The sequence below is a fragment of the Nonomuraea endophytica genome (genome assembly GCF_014203235.1).
In the GTDB taxonomy this organism is placed as follows: domain Bacteria; phylum Actinomycetota; class Actinomycetes; order Streptosporangiales; family Streptosporangiaceae; genus Nonomuraea; species Nonomuraea endophytica.
Genome location: NZ_JACHIN010000008.1, coordinates 221013 through 245943, shown reverse-complemented (window position 1 = coordinate 245943; position 24931 = coordinate 221013). Strand labels below are relative to the sequence as shown.

19 protein-coding genes are annotated in these 24931 nt (G+C 71.6%); 12 read left to right on the top strand and 7 right to left on the bottom strand.

Annotated features, from left to right (window positions below):
* The first annotated feature begins 55 nt into the window (after positions 1 to 55).
* From HNR40_RS56580 to HNR40_RS28915, 7 genes are read left to right on the top strand one after another with little or no spacing between them, the layout of a single operon-like run.
* On the top strand, positions 56 to 4153 hold the full coding sequence (locus HNR40_RS56580; RefSeq protein WP_184966793.1) for a non-ribosomal peptide synthetase: 4098 nt from the start codon (positions 56 to 58) through the stop codon (positions 4151 to 4153).
* Positions 4146 to 5456 (top strand): MFS transporter, encoded by a 1311-nt coding sequence (locus HNR40_RS28940; protein ID WP_184966791.1) that lies wholly within the window; start codon positions 4146 to 4148, stop codon positions 5454 to 5456. Before HNR40_RS56580 ends, HNR40_RS28940 begins: the two co-directional genes overlap by 8 nt.
* Positions 5434 to 6483: a methyltransferase gene (locus tag HNR40_RS28935; protein ID WP_221340947.1), complete on the top strand. Its 1050-nt coding sequence runs from the start codon at positions 5434 to 5436 to the stop codon at positions 6481 to 6483. Before HNR40_RS28940 ends, HNR40_RS28935 begins: the two co-directional genes overlap by 23 nt.
* Positions 6480 to 7709: an FAD-dependent oxidoreductase gene (locus HNR40_RS28930; RefSeq protein ID WP_312896549.1), complete on the top strand. Its 1230-nt coding sequence runs from the start codon at positions 6480 to 6482 to the stop codon at positions 7707 to 7709. Before HNR40_RS28935 ends, HNR40_RS28930 begins: the two co-directional genes overlap by 4 nt.
* Positions 7710 to 7712: 3 nt before the next feature.
* On the top strand, positions 7713 to 8366 hold the full coding sequence (locus HNR40_RS28925; RefSeq protein WP_184966786.1) for a DUF6875 domain-containing protein: 654 nt from the start codon (positions 7713 to 7715) through the stop codon (positions 8364 to 8366).
* 26 nt (positions 8367 to 8392) lie between these two features.
* Positions 8393 to 9526 carry a class I SAM-dependent methyltransferase gene (locus HNR40_RS28920; RefSeq protein WP_184966784.1) on the top strand — a complete coding sequence of 378 codons (1134 nt, stop codon included), beginning with the start codon at positions 8393 to 8395 and terminating at the stop codon, positions 9524 to 9526.
* The gene (locus HNR40_RS28915; protein WP_184966782.1) at positions 9526 to 10239 is read left to right on the top strand and encodes a PIG-L family deacetylase; all 714 of its coding nucleotides are present in this window, start codon (positions 9526 to 9528) and stop codon (positions 10237 to 10239) included. Before HNR40_RS28920 ends, HNR40_RS28915 begins: the two co-directional genes overlap by 1 nt.
* 459 nt (positions 10240 to 10698) lie before the next feature.
* Here HNR40_RS28915 and HNR40_RS28910 read toward each other — a convergent pair whose 3' ends face one another.
* From HNR40_RS28910 to HNR40_RS28900, 3 genes are read right to left on the bottom strand one after another with little or no spacing between them, the layout of a single operon-like run.
* On the bottom strand, positions 10699 to 12549 hold the full coding sequence (locus HNR40_RS28910) for a N,N-dimethylformamidase beta subunit family domain-containing protein (protein WP_184966780.1): 1851 nt from the start codon (positions 12547 to 12549) through the stop codon (positions 10699 to 10701).
* A complete protein-coding gene (locus tag HNR40_RS28905; protein ID WP_184966778.1) occupies positions 12546 to 13808 on the bottom strand; it encodes a condensation domain-containing protein in 1263 nt (420 codons plus the stop codon). Before HNR40_RS28905 ends, HNR40_RS28910 begins: the two co-directional genes overlap by 4 nt.
* Entirely contained in the window at positions 13805 to 14041 is a 237-nt protein-coding gene (locus HNR40_RS28900; RefSeq protein ID WP_184966776.1) for an acyl carrier protein, read from the bottom strand. The genes HNR40_RS28905 and HNR40_RS28900 overlap by 4 nt, the downstream gene beginning before the upstream one ends.
* Before the next feature lie 204 nt (positions 14042 to 14245).
* On the opposite strand from HNR40_RS28900, the gene HNR40_RS28895 reads away from it, so the two are divergent.
* From HNR40_RS28895 to HNR40_RS28875, 5 genes are read left to right on the top strand one after another with little or no spacing between them, the layout of a single operon-like run.
* Positions 14246 to 15649: a class I adenylate-forming enzyme family protein gene (locus HNR40_RS28895; RefSeq protein WP_312896548.1), complete on the top strand. Its 1404-nt coding sequence runs from the start codon at positions 14246 to 14248 to the stop codon at positions 15647 to 15649.
* Positions 15646 to 17049 carry a condensation domain-containing protein gene (locus HNR40_RS53755; protein ID WP_221340946.1) on the top strand — a complete coding sequence of 468 codons (1404 nt, stop codon included), beginning with the start codon at positions 15646 to 15648 and terminating at the stop codon, positions 17047 to 17049. The genes HNR40_RS28895 and HNR40_RS53755 overlap by 4 nt, the downstream gene beginning before the upstream one ends.
* Complete coding sequence (locus tag HNR40_RS28885) at positions 17046 to 17957, top strand: thiamine pyrophosphate-dependent dehydrogenase E1 component subunit alpha (protein ID WP_184966774.1); 912 nt, start codon at positions 17046 to 17048, stop codon at positions 17955 to 17957. The genes HNR40_RS53755 and HNR40_RS28885 overlap by 4 nt, the downstream gene beginning before the upstream one ends.
* A complete protein-coding gene (locus HNR40_RS28880; protein WP_184966772.1) occupies positions 17954 to 18919 on the top strand; it encodes an alpha-ketoacid dehydrogenase subunit beta in 966 nt (321 codons plus the stop codon). Before HNR40_RS28885 ends, HNR40_RS28880 begins: the two co-directional genes overlap by 4 nt.
* Positions 18912 to 20000 carry a 2-oxo acid dehydrogenase subunit E2 gene (locus HNR40_RS28875; RefSeq protein ID WP_184966770.1) on the top strand — a complete coding sequence of 363 codons (1089 nt, stop codon included), beginning with the start codon at positions 18912 to 18914 and terminating at the stop codon, positions 19998 to 20000. The genes HNR40_RS28880 and HNR40_RS28875 overlap by 8 nt, the downstream gene beginning before the upstream one ends.
* Before the next feature lie 202 nt (positions 20001 to 20202).
* Here HNR40_RS28875 and HNR40_RS28870 read toward each other — a convergent pair whose 3' ends face one another.
* The 4 genes from HNR40_RS28870 to HNR40_RS28855 all read right to left on the bottom strand — a co-directional run bounded on the left by HNR40_RS28870 (position 20203) and on the right by HNR40_RS28855 (position 24908).
* Positions 20203 to 21621, bottom strand: a complete 1419-nt coding sequence (locus HNR40_RS28870; protein ID WP_184966767.1) for a glycoside hydrolase family 3 protein — start codon at positions 21619 to 21621, stop codon at positions 20203 to 20205.
* 73 nt (positions 21622 to 21694) lie between these two features.
* A complete protein-coding gene (locus HNR40_RS28865; RefSeq protein ID WP_184966765.1) occupies positions 21695 to 22546 on the bottom strand; it encodes a carbohydrate ABC transporter permease in 852 nt (283 codons plus the stop codon).
* Positions 22543 to 23562 (bottom strand): carbohydrate ABC transporter permease, encoded by a 1020-nt coding sequence (locus HNR40_RS28860; protein ID WP_184966763.1) that lies wholly within the window; start codon positions 23560 to 23562, stop codon positions 22543 to 22545. The genes HNR40_RS28865 and HNR40_RS28860 overlap by 4 nt, the downstream gene beginning before the upstream one ends.
* Before the next feature lie 2 nt (positions 23563 to 23564).
* On the bottom strand, positions 23565 to 24908 hold the full coding sequence (locus HNR40_RS28855) for an extracellular solute-binding protein (RefSeq protein ID WP_184966761.1): 1344 nt from the start codon (positions 24906 to 24908) through the stop codon (positions 23565 to 23567).
* Positions 24909 to 24931 lie beyond the last annotated feature (23 nt).

Below are 24931 nucleotides of genomic sequence, written 5' to 3'. Positions count from 1 at the left end.
GAAAGTTTCCTAAGAGTTTGTGAACCTCCCAAATGGTGCTCAAGGAGAGGTCTTCATGCACAGTGCGGTCATGTCGAGGGCGCAGGAGCGCCTGTGGTTCCTCGACCGCCTCTCCAGCGGAGGTTCGTCCTACAACATCGCCGTCGCGGAGCGGCTGACCGGCCCCCTGAACGTCGCAGCTCTGGAGCGTGCCTTCACCGATCTGACCGGCCGCCACGAGGCCTTACGTACCGTCTTTCCCGAGGCCGACGGCGTCCCCTCCGCGCTGGTACACCCCGCCGCCCCAGTCCCCGTCGAACTCCTCGACACCACCGAGGAAGACCTGCCCGCGCTGCTGTCCGAACGTTCCAACCGCCCCTTCGACCTGGCCACGGGCCCGCTGGCCAGGGTGAGCCTGCTGCGCGTCGGCGAGAACGAGCACGTGCTGGTGTTTGTCCTGCACCACATCATCGGCGACGCCTGGTCGCTGGAGCGCATCCTGTTCCCCGAGCTGTCGGCCCTGTACGCGGCCCACGCCTCGGGCGGACCGGCGCCGGAGCTGCCGTCGGCGCCGCCGTACTCGGACTATGCCCGGCGTCAGCGCGAGCAGGACCACGGCGCGCACCTCGACTTCTGGACCACCGACCTGGGCGGCGTGCCCGCGCTGGACCTGCCGGCCGACCACCCGCGCCCGGCCGCGCCCACGGGAGCCGGTGACCTGGTCATCCACCGCATGCCCGTCGAGCTCTGGACGCGGGTGACGGCGCTGGCCAGGGCCGAGCGGTGCACGCCGTTCATGGTGCTGCTGGCGGCCTTCCAGACCCTGATGGCCCGCTACTCGGGCCAGGAGGACTTCTGCGTCGGCATCCCCGTCGCCGGGCGCGAGGACGTCGACTTCGAGCAGGTCTTCGGCCCGTTCGTGAACACGCTCGCGCTGCGCGCGGACCTGGCCGGCGACCCGACCGTGCGCGACCTGGTCAAGCGGGTGCGCCGCAGGGTGCTGAAGTCGTTCGCGCACCGGGAGGTGCCCTTCGACGAGGTGGTCGCCGCGTTACGCCGGCACGGCGACGACGGCGCCCTCATCCAGGCCATGCTCAACCTCGACAACCCGGACGAAGGACTGACGGACGGCACCGGCAGCCTCACGCTCGCCGGACTGGAGCGCACCCCGGTCATCTCGGGGCTGGCGCCCGCCAAGTTCGACCTGGCCGTCGACGTGGTCGTCTACGAGAGCCACCTGCAGTTCATGCTCACCTACAGCAGCGAGCTGTTCGAACCGGCCACCGTCGAGCGGATGGCCGCGCACCTGCGGCGGCTGCTGGAGGAGATGGTCGAGCGGCCGGGTGAGCGGCTGAGCGAGCTGCGGATGCTCACCGCCGCCGAACTCGCGCTGGTGCTGCCCGACCGGCTCGACGGGCTCATCGCCCAGCAGGTCGCCCGCACCCCCGACGCGCCGGCCGTGGTGACCGAGGAGGGGCTGCTGTCCTATGCCGAGCTCGACCGGCGGGCCGGCCTGCTGGCGGAGGAACTCGCCGTCGAGCCGGGCGCGCTGGTCGGGATCAGGATGCGCGCCGGACCCGAGGCGATCGTGGCGTTGCTGGGCGTGCTCAAGTCGGGCGCGGCGTACGTGCCGGTGGATCCGGCCCAGCCGGAGGCCAGGATCCGGCTCATGCTGGACGGCTGCGCCGCGGTGATCTCCGAGACGGGGGTGGAACGGCTGCCCGGCGACGCGTGCGAACCCGGCGCCGCCTACGTGATCTACACCTCCGGCTCGACCGGCACGCCCAAGGGCGTCGTCGTCGAGCACCGCACCGCCGCGCGCCTGGCCATGTCCTTCCGCGACGCGCACGGCTTCGGCCCCGGCCAGCGGGTGCTCATGGTGCCGCCGCTGAGCTTCGACGCCTCGGTCGGCGACATCTTCCCCGCGCTCGTCAGCGGCGCCGCGCTGGTCCTGCACCCCGACCCCGCCTCACTCGGCGGCCCCGCGGTGCTCGCCCTGTGCGAACGGCTCGGCATCACCATGGTCGACACCGCCAGCGCCCTGTGGCAGCAGTGGGTGGACGACCTGTCCGGCCACGGCCCCGTGGACACCGGCCCGCTCACCACGATGATGGTCGGCGGCGAGAGCGTCCCGCTGGACCGTCTGCGCACCTGGGCCACGCTCACCGGCGGCCGGGTCGCCTTCTACAACCACTACGGACCCACCGAGGCCACGGTCTGCGCGACCGTCTACCGGACCGTCGACGGAGGCGAGCTCACCGGCCGCACCCATCTGCCGATCGGCACGGCTCTGCCGCACGTGCGCGCGTACGTGCTGGACCGGCACGGCCACCCCACGCCGGTCGGCGTGCCCGGCGAGCTTCACTTGGGCGGCGAGTGCGTCGCCCGCGGCTACCTCGGCCGCCCAGAGCAGACCGCCGCCCGCTTCCAGCCCGACCCGTTCCTGCCCGGCGCCACCATGTACGCCACCGGCGACCTCGTCCGCCGCCACGCCGACGGCACGCTCGACTTCCTCGGCCGCACCGACCGCCAGCTCAAGATCAACGGCGTCCGGATCGAACCCGGCGAGGTCGAGAGCGCCTGCCTGGCCCACCCCGGCGTCCGCGAGGCGGTGGTGACCGCCGCGGGCGGCCGGCTGGTGGCCTACCTGACCGGCAACCCGCCGGCCACCGCCGACTTACGCGCGTTCCTGTCCGACCGGCTGCCGCCCGCCATGGTGCCCGCCGCCGCCGTCGCGCTGGACGCGCTGCCGCTCACCGCGCACGGCAAGATCGACTTCCGTGCGCTGCCCCAGCCCGAGATCGCCGCCGTCGCCTACGAGAGCCCGCGCACCCCGACCGAGGAGACCGTCGCCGCCGTCTGGGAGGAGGTGCTCGGCGTGCGCGCCGGCCGCCGCGACAACTTCTTCGACCTCGGCGGCCACTCCCTGCTCACCCCGCGCACCGTCACCCGCCTCGCCGACGCCACCGGCGTCCGCGTCGAACTGCCCGTCTTCTTCGCCTGCGCCGACCTGGCCGAGCTCGCCGCGGCCCTCGACGGCCACGCCCCCGCCACCGCCCCACCCGGCCTGTACGGCGACGCCGTCCTGCCGGCCGACTACGCGGTGGTCCCCGCCCGCCCGCGCCGGGAACCCGGCCGGGTCCTGCTCACCGGCGCCACCGGCTTCCTCGGCGCCCACCTCCTGGCCGACCTGCTGACCCGCTCGGCCGCGACCGTCCACTGCCTGGTCAGGGGCGCGGCCCCGGCCGACCGCCTGCGCCGCAACCTCGAAGCGCACGGCCTGTGGCAGGAGGAGTTCGCCGACCGGATCGTCCCGGAACCAGGTGATCTGGCCGCCGGGCCCATCACGCCCACCCACGAGATGGACCTGATCCTGCACAACGGCGGCGCCGTCGACTTCACCCGCCCCTACGCCCGGCTCAAGGCCGCCAACGTGGACGGCACGCTGGCGATCCTGCGCCTGGCCGCCCGCACGGCCACACCCGTGCACCTGGTCTCCACGCTCGGCGTCTACCTGGCGCCGGGGGAGCGGGTGGTGCGAGAAGGCGACCTGCTGCCCGACCCCGAACACCTGCACCTCGGCTACGACCAGAGCAAGTGGGTGGCCGACCGGCTGGCCGCCGCGGCCAGGGAGGCGGGGCTGCCGGTGGCGATCCACCGGCCGGCGCGGATCTCGGGCGACAGCCGTACCGGGAAGGTGCCCAAGAACGATTTTCTGGCCAGATTCCTGGCCACGTGCGCGGTGCTCGGCGCGGTTCCCGACGGCGAACAGCTCGACATGGCCCCCGTGGACCACGTCGCGGCGGCCATCGGCCACCTGGCCAGGAACGGCGCGGAAGGCGACTTCCACTACCACAACCCGGGCACGCTCAGCTCGGCCCAGCTCGCGGACGGCATGGTCGCGCACGGAGTCGCCGTGGCCCTGACGCCCGCGGCGGAGTGGCGGGCGGAGGTGCGCGAGCGGCTTGAGAAGGGCGAGGAGCTGCCTGTCGCAGCCTTCCCCGCCTACTTCGCCGAGTACGGCGACGAGCGCGGCCCGCGCTTCGACTGCTCGGCCACCGAGGCCAGGCTCGCCCAGGCGGGGCTGGTGTGCCCGCCCGCGCCCGCGCTGCTCGACGCCTACCTCGACGACCTGATCGACTCCGGAACCCTCCCGGGAGGATGTCGTGCCTAGGACTTTCGTCATCATCTGGTCCTCCCAGCTGCTGTCGATCATCACCTCCAGCATCACCGGCTTCGTGCTGGGCGTCTGGGTCTTCCAGCAGACCGGCTCTGCCACCCAGTTCGTCACGATCACGCTCTGCGCGATCCTGCCGGAGGTGGTCTTCGCGCCGCTGGTCGGCTCGCTGGCCGACCGCTGGGACCGGCGCAAGCTCATGATGGGCGCCGACCTGGGCGCCGCGCTGACCACCGGCGCGCTGGCCGTGCTGCTGGCCACCGGCGGGCTGCAGGTCTGGCACATCTACCTCGTCACCGCCGTCGGCGCCGTCTTCGGCACCGCGCAGATGGCCGCCTACCACTCGATGATGCCCCTGCTGGTGCCGAAGGAGCAGCTCGGCAGGGCCAACGGCATGATGCAGGTGGCCGACGCCGTCCGCATCGCCTCGCCGCTGCTGGCCGGCACGCTGCTGGTCGCCGTCGGACTCACCGGCGTGGTCGTCATCGACCTGGCCGCCTTCCTGATCTCCCGGGTGGTGCTCCACCTGGTGCCCCTGTCGAAGGCCGTGACCCGGCCCGGCGAGGGCAGACCGGCCGAGCCGTGGCTGCGCGACCTGGCCTTCGGCCTGTCCTACCTGCGAACCAGGCGAGGACTGTTCTGGCTGGTCGTCCTGCTCGCCGCCTACAACCTGTTCTTCGGCATCGCCGGCGTGCTCGTCCAGCCGCTCATCCTGTCCTTCGGCTCGGCCGCCGTGCTCGGCGTGCTCATGGCCGCGGGCGGCGGGGGGATCTTCGCCGGCGGGCTGGTGATGAGCGCCTGGGGCGGCCCGAAACAGCGGGTGCGCGGCATGCTCGTCTTCATGCTCGCGGGCGGCGTGCTGCTGGCCGCCCACAGCCTGAGCCCATCGCCCTGGCTGATCGCCGTAGTGGCGCCCGCCTTCCTGTTCACGCTGCCGTTCGTGCAGGGGACAGGGATCACCGTCATCCAGCTCAAGACCGCGCCGAACGAGCTGGGCCGCGTGCTCAGCGCGGTCCGCATGGTCACCCAGTCCGCCACCGTCCTGACCTATCTCGCCGCGGGGCCGCTGGCCGACCGCGTCTTCGAGCCGATGCTCGCGCCCGGCGGGGCGCTGGCCGACAGCGTGGGGACGCTGATCGGCACCGGTCCCGGCCGCGGGATCGCCTTCATCTTCTTGCTCGCCGGGGCCGGGCTGCTCGTGCTCGCGCCTCTGGCCTACCTCCAGCCGCGCCTGCGCCGGGTGGAGACGGAACTGCCCGACATCGAGGAGCCCTCGGATGCCGCTCTATCTAGATCCTGACGTCCTTCATTCCTTTCGCGATCTGAACCAAGGCCCTGGCGCCATACTCGACCTGATCGGCGCCATGGCCTTCCGCACGGCTGGGACCGCGCAGCGGCTCGGCCTCTTCGAGGTCCTGGGCGCCGGGCCGCAGTCCGCCGCCGGCGTGGCGGCGAAGCTCGGCCTGCCCGGCGAACCGCTGACCGTGCTGCTCGACGCGCTCGTGGGCTTCGGCTACCTGCGCAAGTCGGGTGACCTCTATACGGCGGGCCCGCCCGTCAGCCCATGGCTGGACCGCGCCGCCGGCGGCGGGTTCGCGCCCGCCCTGGCCGTCTGGCACGACCTGCTCGGCGAACTGTGGCAAGGGCTGGAGGACGCGGTACGCACCGGCCGCCCGCCCGAGCCGTTCTACCCCTGGCTGGAGCGCAGCCCCGACCGGGTGCGCGACTTCCAGACGATGCTGGCGGGGCTGGCCTGGATGCTGGCCCCGGCGGTCGTCGAGGCGGCCCCGAAGATCGGTGGCAGCCTCCTCGACATCGGCGGCGGGCACGCGATCTACAGCATCGCCTTCTGCCGCGCCGCGCCCGACCTGACCGCGACCGTCATCGACCTGCCCGGCGCGCTGACGCAGGGCCGCGCCCACGTCGAGGAGGCCGGGCTGGCCGAGCGGATCCACCTCGTCCCCGGCGACCTGGCCGACCCCATCGACGGCAGCCACGACGCCGTGCTGCTGTTCAACGTCGTGCACGGCCTCGACCCCGAGGCCGGCGCCGACCTGGTCGCCCGTACGGCCCGCGCGCTGAAGCCCGGCGGCGTCCTGCTCGTCCTGGAACCCTTCGCCGACCCGCCGGACGGCGCCGGGGCGCACGACGTCGCCCTCCTGGGCGGCTTCAGCCTCAACCTCGCCGCCACCCAGGGCGGCCGCCTGTACACCTACGACGAGGTCGCCGGCTGGGCGTCGGCGGCCGGGCTGAACGGCATCGAGCGCCTGCCGCTGTCGGCGCCCGGCACCGACGAACTGCTCGTGGCGCGGCGGGAGGCGCAGTGAAGATCGCGATCGTGGGGGCGGGGCCCGCGGGCAGCCTGCTCGCCTGCTACCTGGTCAGGCGCGGCCACCAGGTCGAGGTCTACGAACGGCGGCCGGATCCGCGCCGCTACGACGACGAAGAGGGCCGCTCGATCAACCTCGGCCTGTCGGCCCGCGGCATGCGGGCGCTGACCGACGTCGGGCTCATGGCCGAGATCCAGCCGCTGACCGTGCCCATGCGCGGCCGGGCCGTACACGCGCCCGACGGCAAGGTCGCCTTCCACCCGTACGGCAACCGCCAGACGGAGATCCTGCACTCGATCCGCCGCCGCGACCTGGTCATCAGCCTGATCAACCAGGCCGACTCGGCCGGCGTGGCCTTCCGCTTCGACACCACGCTGAGCGCCCTGCCGGAGGCGGACGCGGTCGTGGGCGCCGACGGCGCGTTCTCCACGGTCAGGACGCTCATGCACCGCGGCGCCCGTGCCGACTTCCGCCAGGAGTACCTGCCCTGGGGGTACAAGGAGCTGACCATCCCCACGATGCCCAGCCACCACGAGGCGCTGCACGTGTGGCCGGGCGGCGACGACGGGCTCATCGTCACCCACCCGAACCTGGACGGCTCAGCCACCGCCACCCTCTTCCTGCCCTACGACAAGCTCGCCGCCATCACCGACCCGGAGGCGTTCTTCGCCGAACGCTTCCCCGACGCGCTCGCGCTCATCCCCGACCTGGCCAAGGAGTTCGCCGAGCGACCCGTCGGCCATCTCGTCTCGATCCGCACCGCGCCGTGGCACCACGAGGGCCAGGTCGTGCTGATCGGCGACGCCGCCCACGCCGTCTACCCCTTCTACGGCCAGGGCATGAACTCCGCACTCGAAGACTGCACCGTGCTCGACGCCTGTCTGGACGAGCATCCCGACGACCTGGCCGCCGCCTTCGCCGAGTTCGAGCGCCGGCGCCGGCCGCACACCGACGTCCTGGACGAGCTGTCCAGGCAGAACTTCGTCGAGCTGCGCGAGCGGGTCCGCTCGCCGCTCCACCACGCGCGCAAGCGCGCCGATCTGACGTTGGCGAGGATCTTCCCCGGCCGCTGGGTGCCGCTCTACACCATGGTCTCCCACACCACCACGCCCTACGCCGATGCGCTCGCCAAGGCCAAGCGGCAGGACGCCGTCCTGCGCTGGGCCGCGGTGGGCGCCGCCGGGCTCGCCGCCGTCGCCATGCTCGCCAGGAAGGTCCGCTAAACCATGCTCACGGATCCCACCGACCCCACTCGCGTGCTCATCGAAGTGGCCGACCTCGACGGGGACTCCGACCTGGTCAAGATGTACGGCAAGCCGCTGCGCGCCATCGTGGACTGGGCGCGCGCGTACCTGACCCGGCCCCATCCGTCCCTCGGCAGGAAAGGCCCCGTCTGCCCCTACGCCCAGACCTCGCTCGACCGGGGCACCTTCTACCTGGCCGTCTGCCCCGGCGAGCCGACCGTTGAGGAACTGTCCGAACGGCTGGCCGGATTCCGCTCCTACTTCCAGCAGCTCGTGACGCCCGCCGGCGTCTCGGCGCAGTTCCGTACGATCTTGGTGCTGGTGCCCGATCTGCCGCACGCGCGCGCGGCGGAGCTGATCGACACCGTGCAGCTCATGCTCAAGCAGGAATACGTCGAGGCCGGTCTGATGATCGGCGAGTTCTACCCTGGGCCGCCGCCCAAGGCGGGACTCTGGAACCCCGACTTCCGGCCGCTCGGCAGCCCGGTTCCGCTGCTGGCGATCCGGCACATGGTCGCCAGCGACTTCCCGTTCCTCAAGGACGATCCCAAGCAGACTGCCGCCTATCTGGAGCGCTTCGGCGACCGCCCGCCGGCGGCGCTGCGCGAGGCCATCGCCGCGATCCGGCCGGGCTGACACCACATCACGGGGGATAACCAATCATGCTGCCTGTCTTAGCCGTCCTGCACGCGGAGGACGTCGCCCTGGAGTTCGTCTCCGTCCTGGCCCGGCATCCGGACGACGACGTCCACGTGCTGGTCGGGACGCCTCCGGCGGCGCTCGTCCTGCCCGGCGGACTGCCGCTGCGCGAGCGGCTCGACCTGCTCGCGCCGTACGTCGAGCCCGGCCGCAACACGGCCGCCCCGCCCGCACCCGAGCAGGTGGCCGCCGCCCTGGACGCGCTGCCAGACCCGGTGGTGTGGACCCACTCGCCCGCCGACCACCGCATGCGGCGGGCCCGCCACGGATGGACCGTGGCGCGCACCGCGGGCGCGGCGCTGTGCTCGGCGGGCGACAGCGCGCATCTCCAGGTGCTCGCCGACCAGGCCGCCGCGCTCACCCCGGCCGAGGCGGCCGCGAAGATCGAGTTCGTGGTACGGCACGGCGCCGACCTGCTGGCCAGCCGGGTGGCCGACCGGCTGGTCACCACCGAGCGGGTGCCCTCGGTGGAGCGGTTCTTCCGGGTGGACGCCGGGCAGGCCGACCGGCTCTACGCGCTCACGGCCAGTCTCGGGGAGGACGCCGCGCTGGCCGACGACCCGTGGGAGTTTCGCGGCTCGCCGTACGAGATGGCCCGTCTGGACGCCACGGCGGCGTGGGTGGCGCGCTGGTGCGTGCCGGAGGACGGGCCGGTGGTCGAGGTCGGCGCCTGCCAGGGGGCGCTGACCGCGCGGCTGCTGGCCAAGGGGTACGAGGTGCGCGCGGCCGAGCCCAACCCGCTCTTCCGCGCCCGCCTGGAACGCGAGCACGGCGTGGCGGCGCTGCCCGACAGCCTGGAGGACCTGGCCGCGCACCGCCGCTGGCCGGCCAAGGTCTACCTGCTCGGCGAGATGTTGTATTACGGGCAGGACCTCGACGTGCTGCACGACCTGCCCGCCGAGGTCCTGCTGATCTCGCTGGCCGAGGAGCGTATGGCCGACACGATCTGGCCATGGGTACGTGAGCAGGACGTCTGGCGGGTCGCCGAACGCCGCGAACTGGCCCCGCCCGCCCTCGAACAGGTCTGCGACGGCCTGGCCTACGTCCGCAAGCGCGGCAGCCGGGGGTTGGCACTGACGCGAAACGGAGCCAGGTAGTGAGCTTCCGCACGATTGTGCTCTCGCCGCACTTCGACGACGCCGCGCTGTCGGTGTCGGGGCTGCTCAACGCGCTGCCCCGCCCGGCGGTGTTCGTGACCGTGTTCGGCGGCGCGCCGCCGAACGGCCGCGCGCCGTCGGCGTGGGAACGGTTGTGCGGGTTCACCTCGGCCGCCGAGGCCGCCCGCGAGCGGCGGGCCGAGGACGCCAGGGCGTGCGACCTGCTCGGCGTCGAGCAGCTCGTCCTGGACAACCCGGACCAGCCGGCCAACGGAGTACGGCTGGCCGGCCTGGCCGACTTCCTGGGCGCCCACGCCGGGGCCGCAACCAGGATCCTGATCCCGATGGGCATCGGCAACGCCGACCACGCCCAGGTACGCGACCAGGCGCTCGACGCCCTGGCCGGGGCCGGGCTGCCCGCGCCGTGGATCTACGCCGACCTGCCGTACGCCTCGGTCGTGCCCGAGTGGGGCACCGAGGCGGCGGCGGGCGCGCTGGCCGAGCATCCCCGGGCGGGCGCGCCGATCAGGGCGCTGTCCTGTGCCATCGCCCCCTGCCGGGCGCCGTCGCTGAAGGGCGAGGCGTGGGTGGCCAAGCGCCGGGCGGTGCTGGCGTACGCCTCCCAGCTGGCGCCGCTGGCCACGGATTTCGGGGAGGTGCTGGCGATGCCGGGGCCGCTCATGCACGAATTGGTGTGGGCGGCCCGCTTCTGATCTCGGTAATGCCAAGACCGCAAGATACTTTCCACCGATCGTTCCCATGTGTATTTGGGCTTAAGGGGCCACACGCCAAGAACGCGCCAATACTCCCTTTATCTCCTTATATGTGACTTATGCGGTGTTAGCGTCGATTTGTCGGCATATGGGAGCTCCCGTCACGGGAGCTTGTTCATGAGGAGGGGAATCATGGCGAATGTCGGCTTCTCGACAGACTGGGATGGCTGGGGCCATGGCCACCGCCGTCGCCACAGGCGGAGGCGTCACCGTAGATGGCGTCGCTGGGGTGGCGGCTGCCGCCGCAGGGGCTGGTGGGGAGGTGGAGGGTGGTGGTGGTAAAACACCCTGCCTGAAAACCCGGGAGCCGGCGGTTCTTACCGCCGGCTCCCGCTATGCCCGGCGGCCCACATCGCCGGGCCCTCGCTATGCCCGGCGGCCCACATCGCCGGGCCCTCGCTATGCCCGGCGGCCCATGTCGCCGGGCCCTCGCTGTGTCCCGGTGCTCCTGAGCGGATGCCAGCGCAGTGGCAGGCCGGGGCCGCCCGCGACGAGCAGCCCGGCGTGGGCGGTCAGGACGGTGCCGGGAACCTCCAGCCCGTGCTCCTCCCACGCGCCGCCCGGCAGCATGGTCAGCAGCAGGCCGCGCTCGTTCACCGCGAACAGGCGCCCGTTCATCCCGCCGAGGCTGACCGCGCCGGCCGAGGAGCCGGCCGGCTCCCATCCGGAGGATCCGAAGGGCTGGCTCCACAGGTCGCCGGTGGCGGTGGCCACGTAGAACGTGCAGTCGGCTATCGCCAGGCCCACGGGGTGTTCCGGGGCCGGGGACAGGTCGCGCCAGGCCGTGCCGTCCAGTTGCAGGAGGCGGCCTTCGGCCGAGACGCCGTAGAGGGCGACGCCGCGGCCGCCCGCCGCCTCCCTGGGCACCGCCAGGCCGCGGAGGTCGGCGGTGGCGGGGGCGCTGGTCCAGGGCAGGTTCTGGCCGCACAGTTCGCGGCTCATGAGCGTGCCGTCGGCTCCCGCCGCGTACAGGGTGCGGCCGAGGACGGCCATCGCCCTGACGTCGGCGCTGGGGCCGATGACCTCCCACCGCTCGGTCTCCGTGGCGGAGAAGCGGTCGATGACGTTCCTGGTGACGCGCTCGACGACCGGGTCGTGCAGCGTGTTGCCCCAGTTGACGGTGGCCGCGGTGAAGACCTGGCCGAGGCCGCTGGAGAAGACGCCCATCGTGGCCATGCCGCCCTGGCCGTAGGCGGCCCAGTGGCGCAGGTCGGCGGTGGCCAGCACGACGAACGAGGCCGGCGTGCCGTCCCGTGAGGTCGCCCGCGGCACGCCGCCCACCTCGTCGAACTCGGCCGCGTCGGTCTCGTAGCCCAGGCAGCCCTGGCCGAACTTGTCGCCGTCGGTCAGCCCGGTCCCCTCGAAGACCCAGTGCGAGGCGAAGCGCGCCGTGTAGGACTCCTCCAGCATGAGCGGCATGTACGGTCCCCACGTCCCCGCCCCGGCACGGAAGCTGACGCCGGTCAGGGAGTTCTCCGGACGGCCCGCGGCCGACCACTCCACCGTGGCCAGGCTCGGGTCGGTGACCGGGTCGGCGATGGCGTCACGGTGGCAGACCATGGTCCGCCCGCCGTCCTCCAGCCGGATCTGCCACCACGCGGTGTTGCCGGCGAAGAAGGCGACGTTGCCGCCCAGGCGGACGAACTCCTCGACGGCGTCGCGCATGCCGGCGGTCCAGTACTCGTCGTGGCCGTTCACCACGAGCATCCGGTGGCGGGTCAGCAGGTCGAGCCCGTCGTGCAGGTCCAGGTTGGAGCAGAACGCCACGTCGTAGCCGGCCGGGCGCAGCCAGCGCAGCATGCCCTGCTCCCAGCGCTCGGGGGAGGGGCCGACGCCGGGACGGTCGAAGCTGACCCGGGCGGCCCGGTGCGGGGACTCGGTCCAGTAGACGCCCTCGCCGGGCACGCCGGACCTGTTGTACGCCTGCCAGGTGGTGAACGGCAGGCTGACCAGGATCGGGGCGGCCGGCACCGCTTCCCGGACGACGAAGTAGACCTCGTTGTCGGGGCAGGGACGCCCGCCAGGAAGGCTCTGCGGCCAGGGGATCTCGGCGCCGAACCGGGCCCGGTAGAGGGAACTGGGCCAGTCGGCGCCGATCTCCAGCTTCCAGTCGCGCGTGGCCGTACCGGAGAAGAGGACGCGCTCGTCGGCGGCGTCGGTGACCTCGACGTCGGCGGGCGCGGAGAGCGTGAACCGCAGCGAGGACCCCTGCGCGCAGGAGGTGGCGGCGGCGTAGGCGCTGACGGTCATCGGCGGGCCGTCTCGACCAGCAGGGACTCCAGGTCCAGCAGGTAGCGCTCCATGGCGGCGCGCGGCAGGTAGCGGGTGTCGGCGGTCAGCGAGACGCCCTCGCCGGTCACGTGCACGCAGAACCTGCAGTTGAGCATGTCCTGGCTCATCGGCCACTCCAGCGCGCTGTCCTCCAGCGCCTTGTCCAGTTCGGCGGCCGTGCAGGGCGCCGGGCCAGGGTCGGCCAGGCGCATGTCGTTGAAGCAGCAGTTGGGGTGGACGGGCTCGCCCCTGCGCTCGCTCTCGGCCGAGACCACGCGCGTCCGGTCGGCCGGGTCGTGGTAGGCGGAGCGGTAGGCGCGCATCGCGGCCGGTCCGGCGGCGCGCAGCACGTCGGTGAACTCGCCGCTCACGTCCAGCGTGAACAGGCCCTCCTGGGAGAGCGTGCTGACGATGCCGAGGCTGTCGCGGCGGAAGCGGTTGGCCACGATGGGCAGCATCGCGCAGGTGTCGTGGCCGGAGTGCCGCCCGGCGAGCAGGGCGGTGGCGGCCAGCAGGACGGTCGAGGTGGAGGTGTGCCGGGCGTGCGCGATCGCGCGGACGGCCAGGCCCAGCGCGGGGGAGTGGAGCATGGCCCGCCAGATGGGCGGCGTGCTCCCGTCGCCGCCCGGCTCGGCGAACATCGTGGACGGCGCGCGGCGGTGCTCCTCCGCCCAGTGCGCGGCGGCCGCCTCGGCGACCCGGCGGCCTTCCGCGCCTTCCTGCCATTGGGCCAGTTCGAGCGGCTGCGGGGCGCGGGGACCGGCCACGTGGCCGCGCAGGATCAGCGCGCGCAGGTCGCGTACGGCGATCTCGGCGCCGAGCCCGTCGGCGGCGAGGTGGCAGAAGACCAGCACCACGTGGGTGACCGCGTCGTCGTCGGCCACGAGCGCGACCCGCATCGGCCACTCGGCGGAGTAGTCGAAGCGGGTCGCGGCCAGCTCGTCCAGCACCTTGTCCGGGTCGCCGGCGACGACCTCGACGGGCAGGCGGCCCTTGGCGAAGAGCCGCTGCTCGGCCCGGTCGCCGAGGCGGGTGCGCAGGGCGCCGTGCCGTTCCGCCAGAGCGCCCAGCGCGCGCGTGACCTCGGCGGCCGGGCGCCGGCCGGGCACTTTGAGCACCCGGCCGAAGTTGAAGTAGTGGTCGTCGGGGGCGGTGCGCTGGATCGCCTCCCAGATAGCACGCTGCCCCCAGGTCAGCGGCGCCGTGCCCGAGTCGCACGCGGCGAAGTCGGCGCTCATCGCGCGGCCAGCCGCCCGGCCAGCGCGTCGAGGTCGTCGAGCAGCGCGACGCCCTCGTCGGTGAGGTCGATCTCGACGCCGAACTCCGACTCGATCGCGTCGATCAGGCGTAACTGCGCGATGGAGGTGAGTCCGAGCGCGCTGAGCGGTACTCCCGCCGTCAACGCCTCCTGGGCGCTGATCTCGCCGTCGGATGACTCCGCGACGAGCTCGGCGAGCCTTTCCTTGATCATCACTTGCCCGGCCTCCCGGATGGAGAGAGCACCTTACTGGAAAGATTCTTTACTGTTGAGTGTTCCATGGATCTTCCGAAGACCGCAAGGCCAGCAGTGCAAGGGTTCGGGGCTTGTCTCCGCCGCGGCAGCATGCGAGACTGACGCTCATTGAAATAAAAGGAAAGTTTACTAATAGAAAGACGTACGAGCCTGGGGGCGATCGTGAGCGTGACGCTTCCATCCCTTCTCCGCGCGCGAGCCGCCGCGGACCCCGGTCGCGTGGCGATGACCGTCCACGGCACGGGCTCGCTGACCTTCGGTGAGTGGGAGACCAGGTCGACCGACCTGGCCGCCGCGCTGGTCGAACGGGGAGTCCGCGAGGGTGACCGGGTGGGGCTGGTCTATGGCAACGGCGACTGGCTCGACTATGCCGTCGCCTTCTTCGGGGCGGTGAAGGCGGGCGGCGTGGCCGTACCGCTGTCCGACCGGCTCGCGCGGGCCGACATCGACGCGATGCTCGCCCACTGCGGCGCGAGCACGGTCTTACGCCCGGGTGAGGTCCCGCGTGTCCTGGCGGCCGCCGCCGCGCCGCCGCCGCCCACAGCCGGGTCCCTCGCCCAGATCCTCTACACCTCCGGCACCACGGGACGCCCCAAGGGCGTCTCAGCCACCCACGCCAACCTCGCCCACGGCTGCGGCGGCCGGCGCCGCCCCTTCGCCCACAGCAAGCACCTGGCCCACGCCTTCCCGATCGGCACCAACGCCGGTCAGTGGATGCTGGTCAACGCGGTGGACGCGCACCCCGAGACGGTGACGCTGCCCCGCTTCACACCCGGCCGCTTCGCCCAGCTCATCCAGCACTACGAGGCCGGCACGGTCTTCCTGGTCCCCGCCATGGCCATCGAGATGCTCGCCGCCCGCGTGCACGAGCGCCACGATTTGTCGAGCGTGCTGCTGCTCGGCTCGGCCGCCGCGCCGCTGCCCGCCAAGATCGCCGTGGGGCTGGGCGACGCCTTCCCCAACGCCACGATCACCAACTACTACACCTCCACCGAGGCCGCGCCCGCCCAGACCGTCATGATCTTCGATCCTGACCGGCCGTCCAGCGTGGGCCGACCGGCCTCGGGCGGCGCCGTGAAGATCGCCACCGCGCAGGGCGAACCCCTGCCGACCGGCACCACGGGCGAGGTCTGGATGCGCTCACCGGCCGCGGTCCGCGCCTACTACGGCGACGCCGAGGCCACCGGCGAGGTCTTCCGCGCCGGCTGGGTCCGCATGGGCGACCTCGGCTACATCGACGAGGACGGCTACCTCTACCTGGTCGACCGCGAGAGCGACGTCATCAAGTCCGGCGCCTACAAGGTCTCCACCATCCACATCGAGGACGCCGTCTACCAGCACCCCGACGTCACCGAGGCGGCCGCCTTCGACGTGGCGCACGCGACGCTCGGCAAGGCCGTCGCGGTCGCCGTCGTCGGCCCGGTGACCCACGAGGAGCTGCGGATCTTCCTCAAGGAGCGCCTGGCTCCCCACGAACTGCCCGTCCGCCTCATCTCCCTCGACGCTCTGCCGCGCAACCACAACGGCAAAGTGGACAAACACGCACTTCGAGAGGTTGTTAGATGACCGAAGCGACCTTCACCCAGCACGGCATGTGGATCATGGAGACCATGGGCGCCGGGTCGGCTTACCACATGCCATTGACCGTCCGCTTCGCCGCACCGCCCGACCCTGAGCGCCTGGCCGCCGCCGTGACCAGGCTCGTGGAACGGCATCCGCTGCTGGCCTGCGCCGTCGAGGAGCGCTCCGGCGTGCCCCACCTGATCCCGGCGGCCCTGCGGCCCGCGCTCGACGCGCAGCCCGTCGACGGGCCCTTCGACCTGGAGAAGGGGCCGCTGATCCGCTTCACGCTGGCCGGTGACCGCCTGCTGGTCCTCGCCCACCACCTGGTCTTCGACGGCCAGTCCAAGGACGTGCTGGTCGCCGACCTCGCCGCGTTCTACGAGGGCCGCGAGCCCGGCCCCCTGCAGGCACTCGACGTCGCCGCCGACCAGCGTGAGCGCGTGGCGGCCCAACTGGAGGACGCCAAGGCGTTCTGGTCGGCGCGCTGGCGGGAGCCGGGCGAGGTGGCGGTGCCCGGCGGACGGCTGCGCTCACGCCGCGCGAGCGAGGGCGGCGTGCTGGAGTTCACGCTCGAACCGCCGGAGCTGCCCGGCCTGACCAGGTTCGAGGTCGTCCTGGCCGCCTTGCACACGCTGCTGCGCTCCTATGGCAACGAGCACGTCGTGACCGCGGTCGACCTGTCCACCCGCACGCCTGCCGAGACCGGGCGGATCGGGGCGTTCGTCAACGAGGTGCCGGTCTTCGGCGAGCCGTCTCCTGACGCGTCCTTCGCCGACTTCGCCGCCGCTCTGCGTGCTGAGCTGCGTCTCGTGTACGGCTATCGCGAAGTGCCCGTGGCGCGTGCCGTACCGGGAATCAGGCCGCACGCGGCGCTGGCCCCCGTCAGCGTCAGCTACCGCAAGGCCGGACCCGAGATCCCGGGCTGGCAGGTCGAATGGCTGGCCTTCAACCAGGCCGTACGCGGCGCCCTGCAGCTCCAGCTCCTCGACGGACCCGGAGGCCTGACCGCCAGCCTGCGCCACGACCCGCAGGAACTGCCCGACCCCGGCCGCGTCGCCGCCGACCTCCAGGCGCTCCTGGCCCGCATCGAGCCCGGCCGCTCCCTGAAGGACCTGGCCCCCTTCCACGACCTGGCCGCCGCCACTCCCGAGGCGTCCCGGCAGGAAGCCGCCGAGGCCGCGCCCGACGACCCGCTGCTCGCGGAGATCACCGCGATCTGGGAGGAAGTGCTCAAGTTCTCGCCGGTCGAGCCGCACGACGACATCTTCGACCTCGGCGGGCACTCGCTGACCATCACCCAGATCATCGCCCGCATCCGCAAGCGCCTCGGCGTCGAGATCGAGCTGGACGACTTCTTCGACAACCCGACCATCGCCGGGCTCGTCGAGGTGATGCGCCGATGACCACCACGCTCGACCGGGCGCTGGTGCCGAAGCTCGACGACGCGGACCTGACCCTCATGCTGGAGATCAGGGCGTTCGAGCTGAAGCTGCTCGACCTGTTCTCCCAGGGCCTGCTCAACGGCACCACGCACACCTGCCTCGGCCAGGAGTACGTGCCCGTGGCCCTGCGCCCGCTGCTCACCCCCGGCGACCACGTCTTCAGCAACCACCGGGGCCACGGCCACTACCTGGCCCGCTTCGGCGACCTCGAAGGGCTGCTGGCCGAGATCATGGGCCGCGAGGGCGCCGTCTGCGCGGGCGTCGGCGGCAGCCAGCACATCCGCCGCGACGGCTACCTGTCCACCGGCGTCCAGGGCGAGAGCCTGCCCGTCGCCGCCGGCGTCGCCCTGCACCTCGCGCGGGCGGGCTCCGGCGCGCTCGCGCTCGTCTACATCGGCGACGGCACCTTCGGCGAAGGCGCCGTCTACGAAGCGCTCAACATCATCGCGCTCTGGCGGCTGCCCGTCCTCGTCGTGGTCGAGAACAACGGCATCGCCCAGTCCACCCCGATCGCCGCGAACCTGGCCGGCACGATCGCCGGCCGGGCCGCCGCCTTCGGCATCGGCCACCACCTGGTGGAGGGCTTCGACCTGCCGGCCATCCGCACCGCGCTCGAACCGCTCATCGCGCGGGTACGGCAGGGCGAGCCGCTCATCGCCGAGTTCGCCACCCACCGGATCGGCCCGCACAGCAAGGGCGACGACACCCGCCCGCCCGAGGTCCTGAGCGAACTGCGTGACTGGCGAGCCCTCTACGCCGCCGCCCACCCCGAGCAGTCGGAACGCCTCGACCAGGCCGCCCGCGCCCGCGTCGAGGCCGTCGCCGCCGACGTCATCGCCCGCCCGCCGTCCCGATGGGCGGGCCCATGAGAGTCGCCGAGAACCTCAACAGCGCCCTCCACACCCTCATGGACACCCGCCAGGACCTCTACCTGCTCGGCGAGGACGTCCTCGACCCCTACGGCGGCGCCTTCAAGGTGACCCGCGGCCTGTCCACCCGCCACCCGGGCCGCGTGCTGACCACCCCGATCAGCGAGAGCGCGATCACCGGCGTCGCCGCCGGCCTGGCCCTGTGCGGCGACAGCGCCATCGTGGAGATCATGTTCGGCGACTTCGCCGCGCTCGCCTTCGACCAACTGCTCAACTTCGCCTCCAAATCCGTCTCCATGTACGGCTCGCGCGTACCCATGCGCATGATCGTGCGCTGCCCCGTCGGCGGCGGCAGAGGCTACGGCCCCACCCACAGCCAGAGCCTGCAGAAGCACTTCGTCGGCATCCCCGGCCTCGCGTTGTACGAGATGTCGCACCTGCACGACAACCTCGCCGTCCTGGAGGAGATGCTGGCCCGCGAGGAGCCGTGCATCCTGTTCGAGGACAAGGTCCTCTACACCCGCCCCATGCACGCCGTCCGGCCGCCCTTCACCGTCGAGAACACCGGCGGCGTCGCCCGCGTCTCCCTCGACACCCGGCCCGACTGCGTGATCGTCGCACCCGGCGGCATGGCCCACCGGGCGCTGGCCGCCATGTACTCGCTGCTGATGGAAGAGGAGATCTCCTGCACCCTGCTGGTCCCCTCGCGCCTCTACCCGTTCGACGTCGACGTGCCCGCCGCGCCGCACGTCTTCGTCGTCGAGGAGAGCACCGCGGGCGGCACCTGGGGGGCGGAGGTCGCCCACGCCGTCCACCGGCGGCACTGGGACCGGCTGGCCGGCCCGGTGACGCTCGTCCACTCCGCGGACTCCGTCATCCCCACCGCCGCCCACCTGGAGCGCGAAGTGGTCGTGGACGAGACCGTGATCCACCGCGTCATCAGAGAGGTCATCCGTGGCTGAGCTGCGCGTGCCCAAGCTGAACAACAACGACACCGAGTACATGATCGTCGAGTGGCTGGTTCCCGACGGGGCCGAGGTGCACGAGGACGACGCGGTCGTGCTCGTGGAGACCTCCAAGGCGACCGAGGAACTACCCGCCGACACCACCGGCGTCCTGCGCCACGCGATGAAGGCCGGCGCCTGGTGCCGCCCCGACGAGGTGATCGCCACCATCGGCCTCGACGCCCCCGTTCCGACCCCCACCACCGTTGACGTCCTTCCCGCGCCCGCCGTGCCTTCCGTTGGTGCGCCTTCCGGGGGTGACGAGGTGGGCGGGCCGTTGGTGACCGCGCCCGCCCAGGTCCTCATCGACCAGCACGGCATCACGCCCGAGCAGGTCGCGAGCCTGGGCGTGCATCTGGTACGGCGGGCCGACGTGGAACGCCTGCTGACCCAAGAGGACAGGCGCGAACTGCCCCGCGTGCAGCGTGCCGTGGCCAGGGCCGTGGAGCTGTCCCACCAGACCATCCCGGCCGCCTACGTCGCGGTGCGCATGAACCTGACGCCCGCGCTGGAGCGAGCCCGCGCCCTGACCAGGGAGGTCCGGCGACCGGTAGGCGTGGCCGAGATCTTCGTCCAGGCGGTCGCGGGGCTGCACGGGGAGTTCCCGCTGTTCTTCGCCAGGCTTGATGGCTCTCATGCGGTTCTGTCCACCACGCCGGACATCGGGGTGACGGTGGACCTGGGGGAGGGTCTGTACGTGCCGGTGGTGCACGACGCGGCCGGCCGTACCCTCAAGGACCTCGCGGGGACGCTCATGAAGCACCGGCTGGCCGCCACGACCGGCGACTTCAAGGAGGCCGACCTCACCGGCGCCAACTTCGTCGTGACCCTGCACACCGAGGGGGAGGTCGAGATGGCGATCCCGTTCGTCTTCCCCGGGACGGCCGGCGCGCTGGCCGTGACATCACCGGCCGACGGGACTCCGGCGCTGATCGGGCTGGCCTACGACCACCGGCTGATCAACGGCCGGGACGCCTCGCTGTTCCTCGCCGCGTTGCGGACGGCCGTGACCGGCTGGACGGGCGGGACGCTCGCGTAGCGGGCCCAGGTCCCCGGGCCCAGGGGTTCGGGCCCGGAGGGCAGGCGTTCAGGCGGCGTGCACGCAAACCCGCCGCCTGAACGCCGACCCACTTACACAAGCCAAAGACACCAAGCATCACCCTGAAGTCCGACCCCCACATAGACCGTCGGGGCCGGGAGCCTGTCGCTGTCATCCCCCCGGTCACATCAGGGGTGGGATGTCAGGCGGTGAGGAGTTCGACGGCGGCCATCGCGTTGGCTCTGGCCGCGCCGTACGTGGCGATGTAGGCGGCGCTGTCGGGCTGCCACACGGGCAGGCCCATCTCGATCACCGTGGTGTCGGGCCGGGCGGTCACCAGCATGGTCACCAGCCGCCGGCTGGCCGTGTGCCGGTGCGCGTCCTTGACGACGACGATGAGCGAGCGGCCTCTGGCGCGTTCCAAGATCTCCAGGGCGTCCGCTTCGTCCGGCTTCAGCCTGACCGTCTCCGCCTCGGGCAGTTCCAGGCCCCAGGGCACGTCGCCGACGGCGATCGTGGGCGGGGTGTCGAGTTCGACCACGAGGGGGTTGGTGAGCGGGTTCGTGGCGCCGGTCAGGCGGACCGCGCGGCGTGCGGCGGCCAGGCCGATGACGTTCAGCTCGGCTGTGGGGGCGGTGCCTGAGCCGAACCACTCGCGCAGCGCGGCCACCCGGGCCGCCGCCTCCTCCAGCCGTTCGACCGGCACGGTGGCGGCGATCTCGGCGATGACGCGCTGGACGTCGTCGTAGCCGGGGACGGGGCCCAGGCACAGCATGTCGGCACCGGCGGCCAGCGAGCGCGCGGCGCCCCCGGCCAGGCCCACGCTCTTGGTGATCGCGTGCATGTCCAGGGCGTCGGAGACGACGACTCCGTCGTACCCGAGCTCCTGGCGGAGCAGCACGCTCAGCGCGGCGGCCGACAGGGTGGCGGGGGTGTCGCCGGTGAGCGCGGGCACCGCGACGTGCGCGGTCATGATGGACTTGGCGCCCGCCTGGATGGCCGCCTGGAAGGGCGCGAGCTCGCGTTCGTACAGGACGTCCATGGTGACGTCCACGACGGGGATGGCCAGGTGCGAGTCCATGCGGGTCGCGCCGTGGCCGGGGAAGTGCTTGACGCAGGCGGCCACGTTCACCGACTGCAGGCCGCGTACGGCGGCCACGGTGTGGCGGGCCACCAGCGCGGTGTCGCTGCCGAACGAGCGGGTGCCGATGACGGGGTTGTCGTCGGCGGTGTTGACGTCGGCGTCGGGGGCCATGTCCAGGTTGATCCCGCACGCGGCGAGTTCCGAGCCGATCGCCCGGTAGACCCGGTGCGTCAGCTCGACGTCGTCCACCGCGCCCAGAGCGGCGTTGCCCGGGTAAGGGCTGCCGACGTGGTAGGCGAGACGGGTGACGTCGCCGCCTTCCTCGTCCAGCGAGATGACGGGCTCCCCGGCGGCCCGCAGGCTGCCGGTCAGCTCCGCCACCTGGGCGGGGTTGCCGACGTTGAAACCGAAGAGCGTGACGCCGCCGAGGCCTTGCTCCAGTTCCCTCAGCACCCAGTCGGGCGCAGTGGTGCCCTGGAAGGCGACGAGCAGTGTGCCGGCCGCCAGGCGGCGCAGCCCCCGATCACTCTGACTCATATCTCCTCATCACGGAGGTTGGTAGCTCGCGCCGCGGCCTGTACGGCGGGCGGCGCGAGCCGCTTGCGGGGTGCTAGCCCTTGACGGCCCCGGCCACCAGGCCGGAGACCATGCGGCGCTGCACCAGCAGGAAGAAGATCAGGACCGGGATCGTCATCAGTGTCGACGCGGCCATGATGCCGCCCCAGTCCGTCGAGCGCTGCCCGACGAAGAACGACAGCGCCCTGGGCATCGTGAACTTGTCGGAGTCCTCGATCAGCGTGAGCGCGAAGACGAACTCGTTCCAGGCGGTGATGAACGAGAAGATGCTCGTGGCCACCAGGCCTGGCGCGACCAGCGGGAACAGGACCCGCCAGAAGGTGGTGAAGCGGCTTGCGCCGTCGATCCAGGACGCCTCTTCCAGTTCCTTCGGGACGGCGGCCACGAAGGTGCGCAGCATCCACACGGAGAACGGCAGTGTCAGGCCGACGTTGATGACGATCAGGCCGAGCAGCTCGTTGTAGAGGCCCATCTGGCGCACGTTCAGGAACAGCGGGATGAGCAGCGCCTCGGACGGCACCATCTGCACGATCAGCAGCAGGATGAGGAAGCTCGTCCGGAAGCGGAACCGGAAGCGCGCGACCGCGGTGGCGGCCAGCAGCGCGAACACGGCCCCGATGATGATCGTGCTCACCGACACGATCACGCTGTTCATCATGTAGGTCCAGATGGAGTTGCCGTTGATGCCCTTGGTGAAGGCACGCTCGACGTGCTCGAGCGTCGGCGGCATCGGGAACGGGATGAACGTGGTGCTGTTGAGCTGGTCGTTGGGCTTGAAGGCAGCCGTGATCATCCAGTAGACCGGGAAGATCGCGAACAGGAAGACGGCGATCCCGGCCGCGTTGAGCCCGAACTTGCCGAGCTTGCGCCGCGTCTTGGGGTTCATCGCACGTCCTCCGTCTTCACGATCTGCCGGACGTACACGAACGTGATCAGCAGCAGGATCACGGTCAGCACGACGGCGATGGCCGAGCCCAGGCCCATGTCGGGCGGCGGGCTGAAGGCCTCGATGTAGCTCCACACCGAGAAGTTGAAGGCCTCACGGGGCATGTTGGTGCCGCCGGCCAGGATGAACAGCTGGGTGAAGACCTTGAAGTCCCAGATGATGGAGAGCACGACCAGGACCGAGAAGACCGGCCGCAGCAGCGGGAAGGTGATCTTCCTGAAGGTCTGGAAGGCGGTGGAGCCGTCCACTCGGGCGGCCTCGTACAGCTCGCTCGGGATGCTCTTCAGACCGGCCAGGATCGAGACCCCGATGAAGGGGAACGACGCCCACACCACGGTGACGACCAGCACGAAGTAGATGTCGAGCGGGTCGTTCAGCCATGGCACGCCGGCCCACTCCGCGCGGCCGAAGACCAGTTGCGAGAACCAGTCGGGCAGCATGTTGAGGAACCAGTTGACCACGCCGGCGTCGGCGTCGAAGAGCCACTTCCAGACCACGGCGGCCGACGTCGGCGGAACCGCCCAAGCGGCCATGGTGCCGACGATGACGGTCGTCGACATCTTCGGGCCGAGCTTGTGCAGGAGCAGCCCGACAAGCGTGCCGAGGATCAACGTCAGCGCCACGGTGACGACCGCGAAGATCACTGTGTTGCGTACGGACACGCCGAAAAGGTCGGACTGCAACGCCGCCGTGTAGTTGTCGGCGCCGACGAACTCCGCGGGCAGCGGGTTCCTCGGCCGGATCTGCCGCAGCCCGACCTTGTGGAAGGACATGTCGACCATCTGGTACAGCGGATAGAGCAACAGCACCGCGATGACCAATAGGCCGGGCAGGAGCAGGGCGTACGGGACAAACCGCAGAGGCAGTCCGCTGGGCCGGCGCGGGGGCTTGGCCCGCCGCGCCGAGGCGGAGGCGCGGTGGCCCCCGCCTCGGGCGATGGTTGACGTATCACTCATCGTTACTGCTGGTTGAGGATGGACTCGAGCTCGGTGTTGGCGGCGGCCAGAGCCTCGTCGACGGTCGCCTCGCCCTTGATCACCTTGCGCGCCGCGTTCTGCAGCACGGCCTTGGTGTCGTTGGCCTCAGCCCAGTTGGGGCTGGCCGGGAAGCCCTTGGCGACCGCGAAGGTGTCGGTGAACGCCTTCTGCATCGGGTCCTCGCCGAGCTTGGCCAGAGCCTCGGGGTAGAGCGGGAGCAGGCCCTCCGAGGTGGCGTAGGTGGTGCCGAACTCCTTGCCGGCGGCGAGCTTGATGTACTCGGCCGCGAGCTCGGGGTTCTTGGTGTCCTTCCAGATGGCGATGTCGTTGCCGCCCTGGAAGGCCGGGGCCGGTCCGCTGCCGTCCTTGTTGGGGAGCGAGAAGAAGGCCATCTTCGACTCGTCGATCTTGCCCTTGCTCTGTTCCTTGACGGTCGTGATGTCCCAGCCGCCCGTGACGAACATGCCGACCTTGTTGGCGGCGAAGCGCTGGCCGATCTCAATCGAGTTCAGGTTGAGCCTGGACTTGCCGGACACGCCTTCCTTGGCGACCAGGTCCGTGTAGAACTGGAAGCCTTCCTTGAAGCCGGGGTCGGTCAGCTTGCCGACCCACTTGCCGCCCTCGGAGGCGGCGAAGTCGCCACCTGCCGACCACACGAACGGGGAGAGGGACATGTTGGCGTCGGAGCCGCCGTTGAAGGCGAAGCCGTCGACGTCCTTGCCCTTCTTCTCCTGGATCTTCTTGGCGGCCGCGACGATGTCCGCCCAGGTCTTGGGCGTCTCGATCTTGAGCTCGTCGAACCAGTCCTTGCGGTAGAGGACAGCGCGGGTGCCGCCGCCCCACGGCACGCCGTAGATCTTCCCGTCGATCGTCTCGTAGCTCCACAGGTTCTGCGGGATCGACTGGAAGTCGGGGGTCGACTTGGCGAGGTCGGTGATGTCCTGCAGCGCGTCCTGCTTGACCCAGGCGGCGACCTGGTCGTTGCCGAACTCGGTCACGTCGGGGCCCTCGCCGGCGGCCAGGGCGGTCGTCCACTTCTTCTGGGCGTCGGGCCACGGCACGAACTCGACCTTGACGTCAGCGCCGGTGAGCTCCTTGAACTTGGCGTTGATGTCGTTCATGAGCTTGGTCGAGACGTCCTTCGGCGTGCCCAGACGCCACATCGTGAGCGTCTGACCCGCGAACTTCTGGCCCGGGGCGGCGCTCGACGCGCCTTCGGACGGTGCCGCGGAAGGCTTCGGCGCCTCGGAGCCTCCACAGGCGGCCACGCCAAGAGCCAGAGCGGCTGTGGTGACCGTAGTGGCTGTGATCTTCGCGATCCTCACAGGGTTCTCCCTTCCATGGTGCT

Excerpts from the sequence above, each read along its gene's own strand:
- HNR40_RS28935 (WP_221340947.1), top strand. The coding sequence starts at position 5,434 with ATGCCGCTCTATCTAGATCCTGACGTCCTTCATTCCTTTCGCGATCTG.
- HNR40_RS28865 (WP_184966765.1), bottom strand. The coding sequence starts at position 22,546 with ATGAACCCCAAGACGCGGCGCAAGCTCGGCAAGTTCGGGCTCAACGCG.
- HNR40_RS28870 (WP_184966767.1), bottom strand. The coding sequence starts at position 21,621 with ATGAGTCAGAGTGATCGGGGGCTGCGCCGCCTGGCGGCCGGCACACTG.
- HNR40_RS28885 (WP_184966774.1), top strand. The coding sequence starts at position 17,046 with ATGACCACCACGCTCGACCGGGCGCTGGTGCCGAAGCTCGACGACGCG.
- HNR40_RS28910 (WP_184966780.1), bottom strand. The coding sequence starts at position 12,549 with ATGACCGTCAGCGCCTACGCCGCCGCCACCTCCTGCGCGCAGGGGTCC.
- HNR40_RS28900 (WP_184966776.1), bottom strand. The coding sequence starts at position 14,041 with ATGATCAAGGAAAGGCTCGCCGAGCTCGTCGCGGAGTCATCCGACGGC.
- HNR40_RS28905 (WP_184966778.1), bottom strand. The coding sequence starts at position 13,808 with ATGAGCGCCGACTTCGCCGCGTGCGACTCGGGCACGGCGCCGCTGACC.
- HNR40_RS28860 (WP_184966763.1), bottom strand. The coding sequence starts at position 23,562 with ATGAGTGATACGTCAACCATCGCCCGAGGCGGGGGCCACCGCGCCTCC.
- HNR40_RS53755 (WP_221340946.1), top strand. The coding sequence starts at position 15,646 with ATGACCGAAGCGACCTTCACCCAGCACGGCATGTGGATCATGGAGACC.
- HNR40_RS28880 (WP_184966772.1), top strand. The coding sequence starts at position 17,954 with ATGAGAGTCGCCGAGAACCTCAACAGCGCCCTCCACACCCTCATGGAC.
- HNR40_RS56580 (WP_184966793.1), top strand. The coding sequence starts at position 56 with ATGCACAGTGCGGTCATGTCGAGGGCGCAGGAGCGCCTGTGGTTCCTC.
- HNR40_RS28925 (WP_184966786.1), top strand. The coding sequence starts at position 7,713 with ATGCTCACGGATCCCACCGACCCCACTCGCGTGCTCATCGAAGTGGCC.
- HNR40_RS28920 (WP_184966784.1), top strand. The coding sequence starts at position 8,393 with ATGCTGCCTGTCTTAGCCGTCCTGCACGCGGAGGACGTCGCCCTGGAG.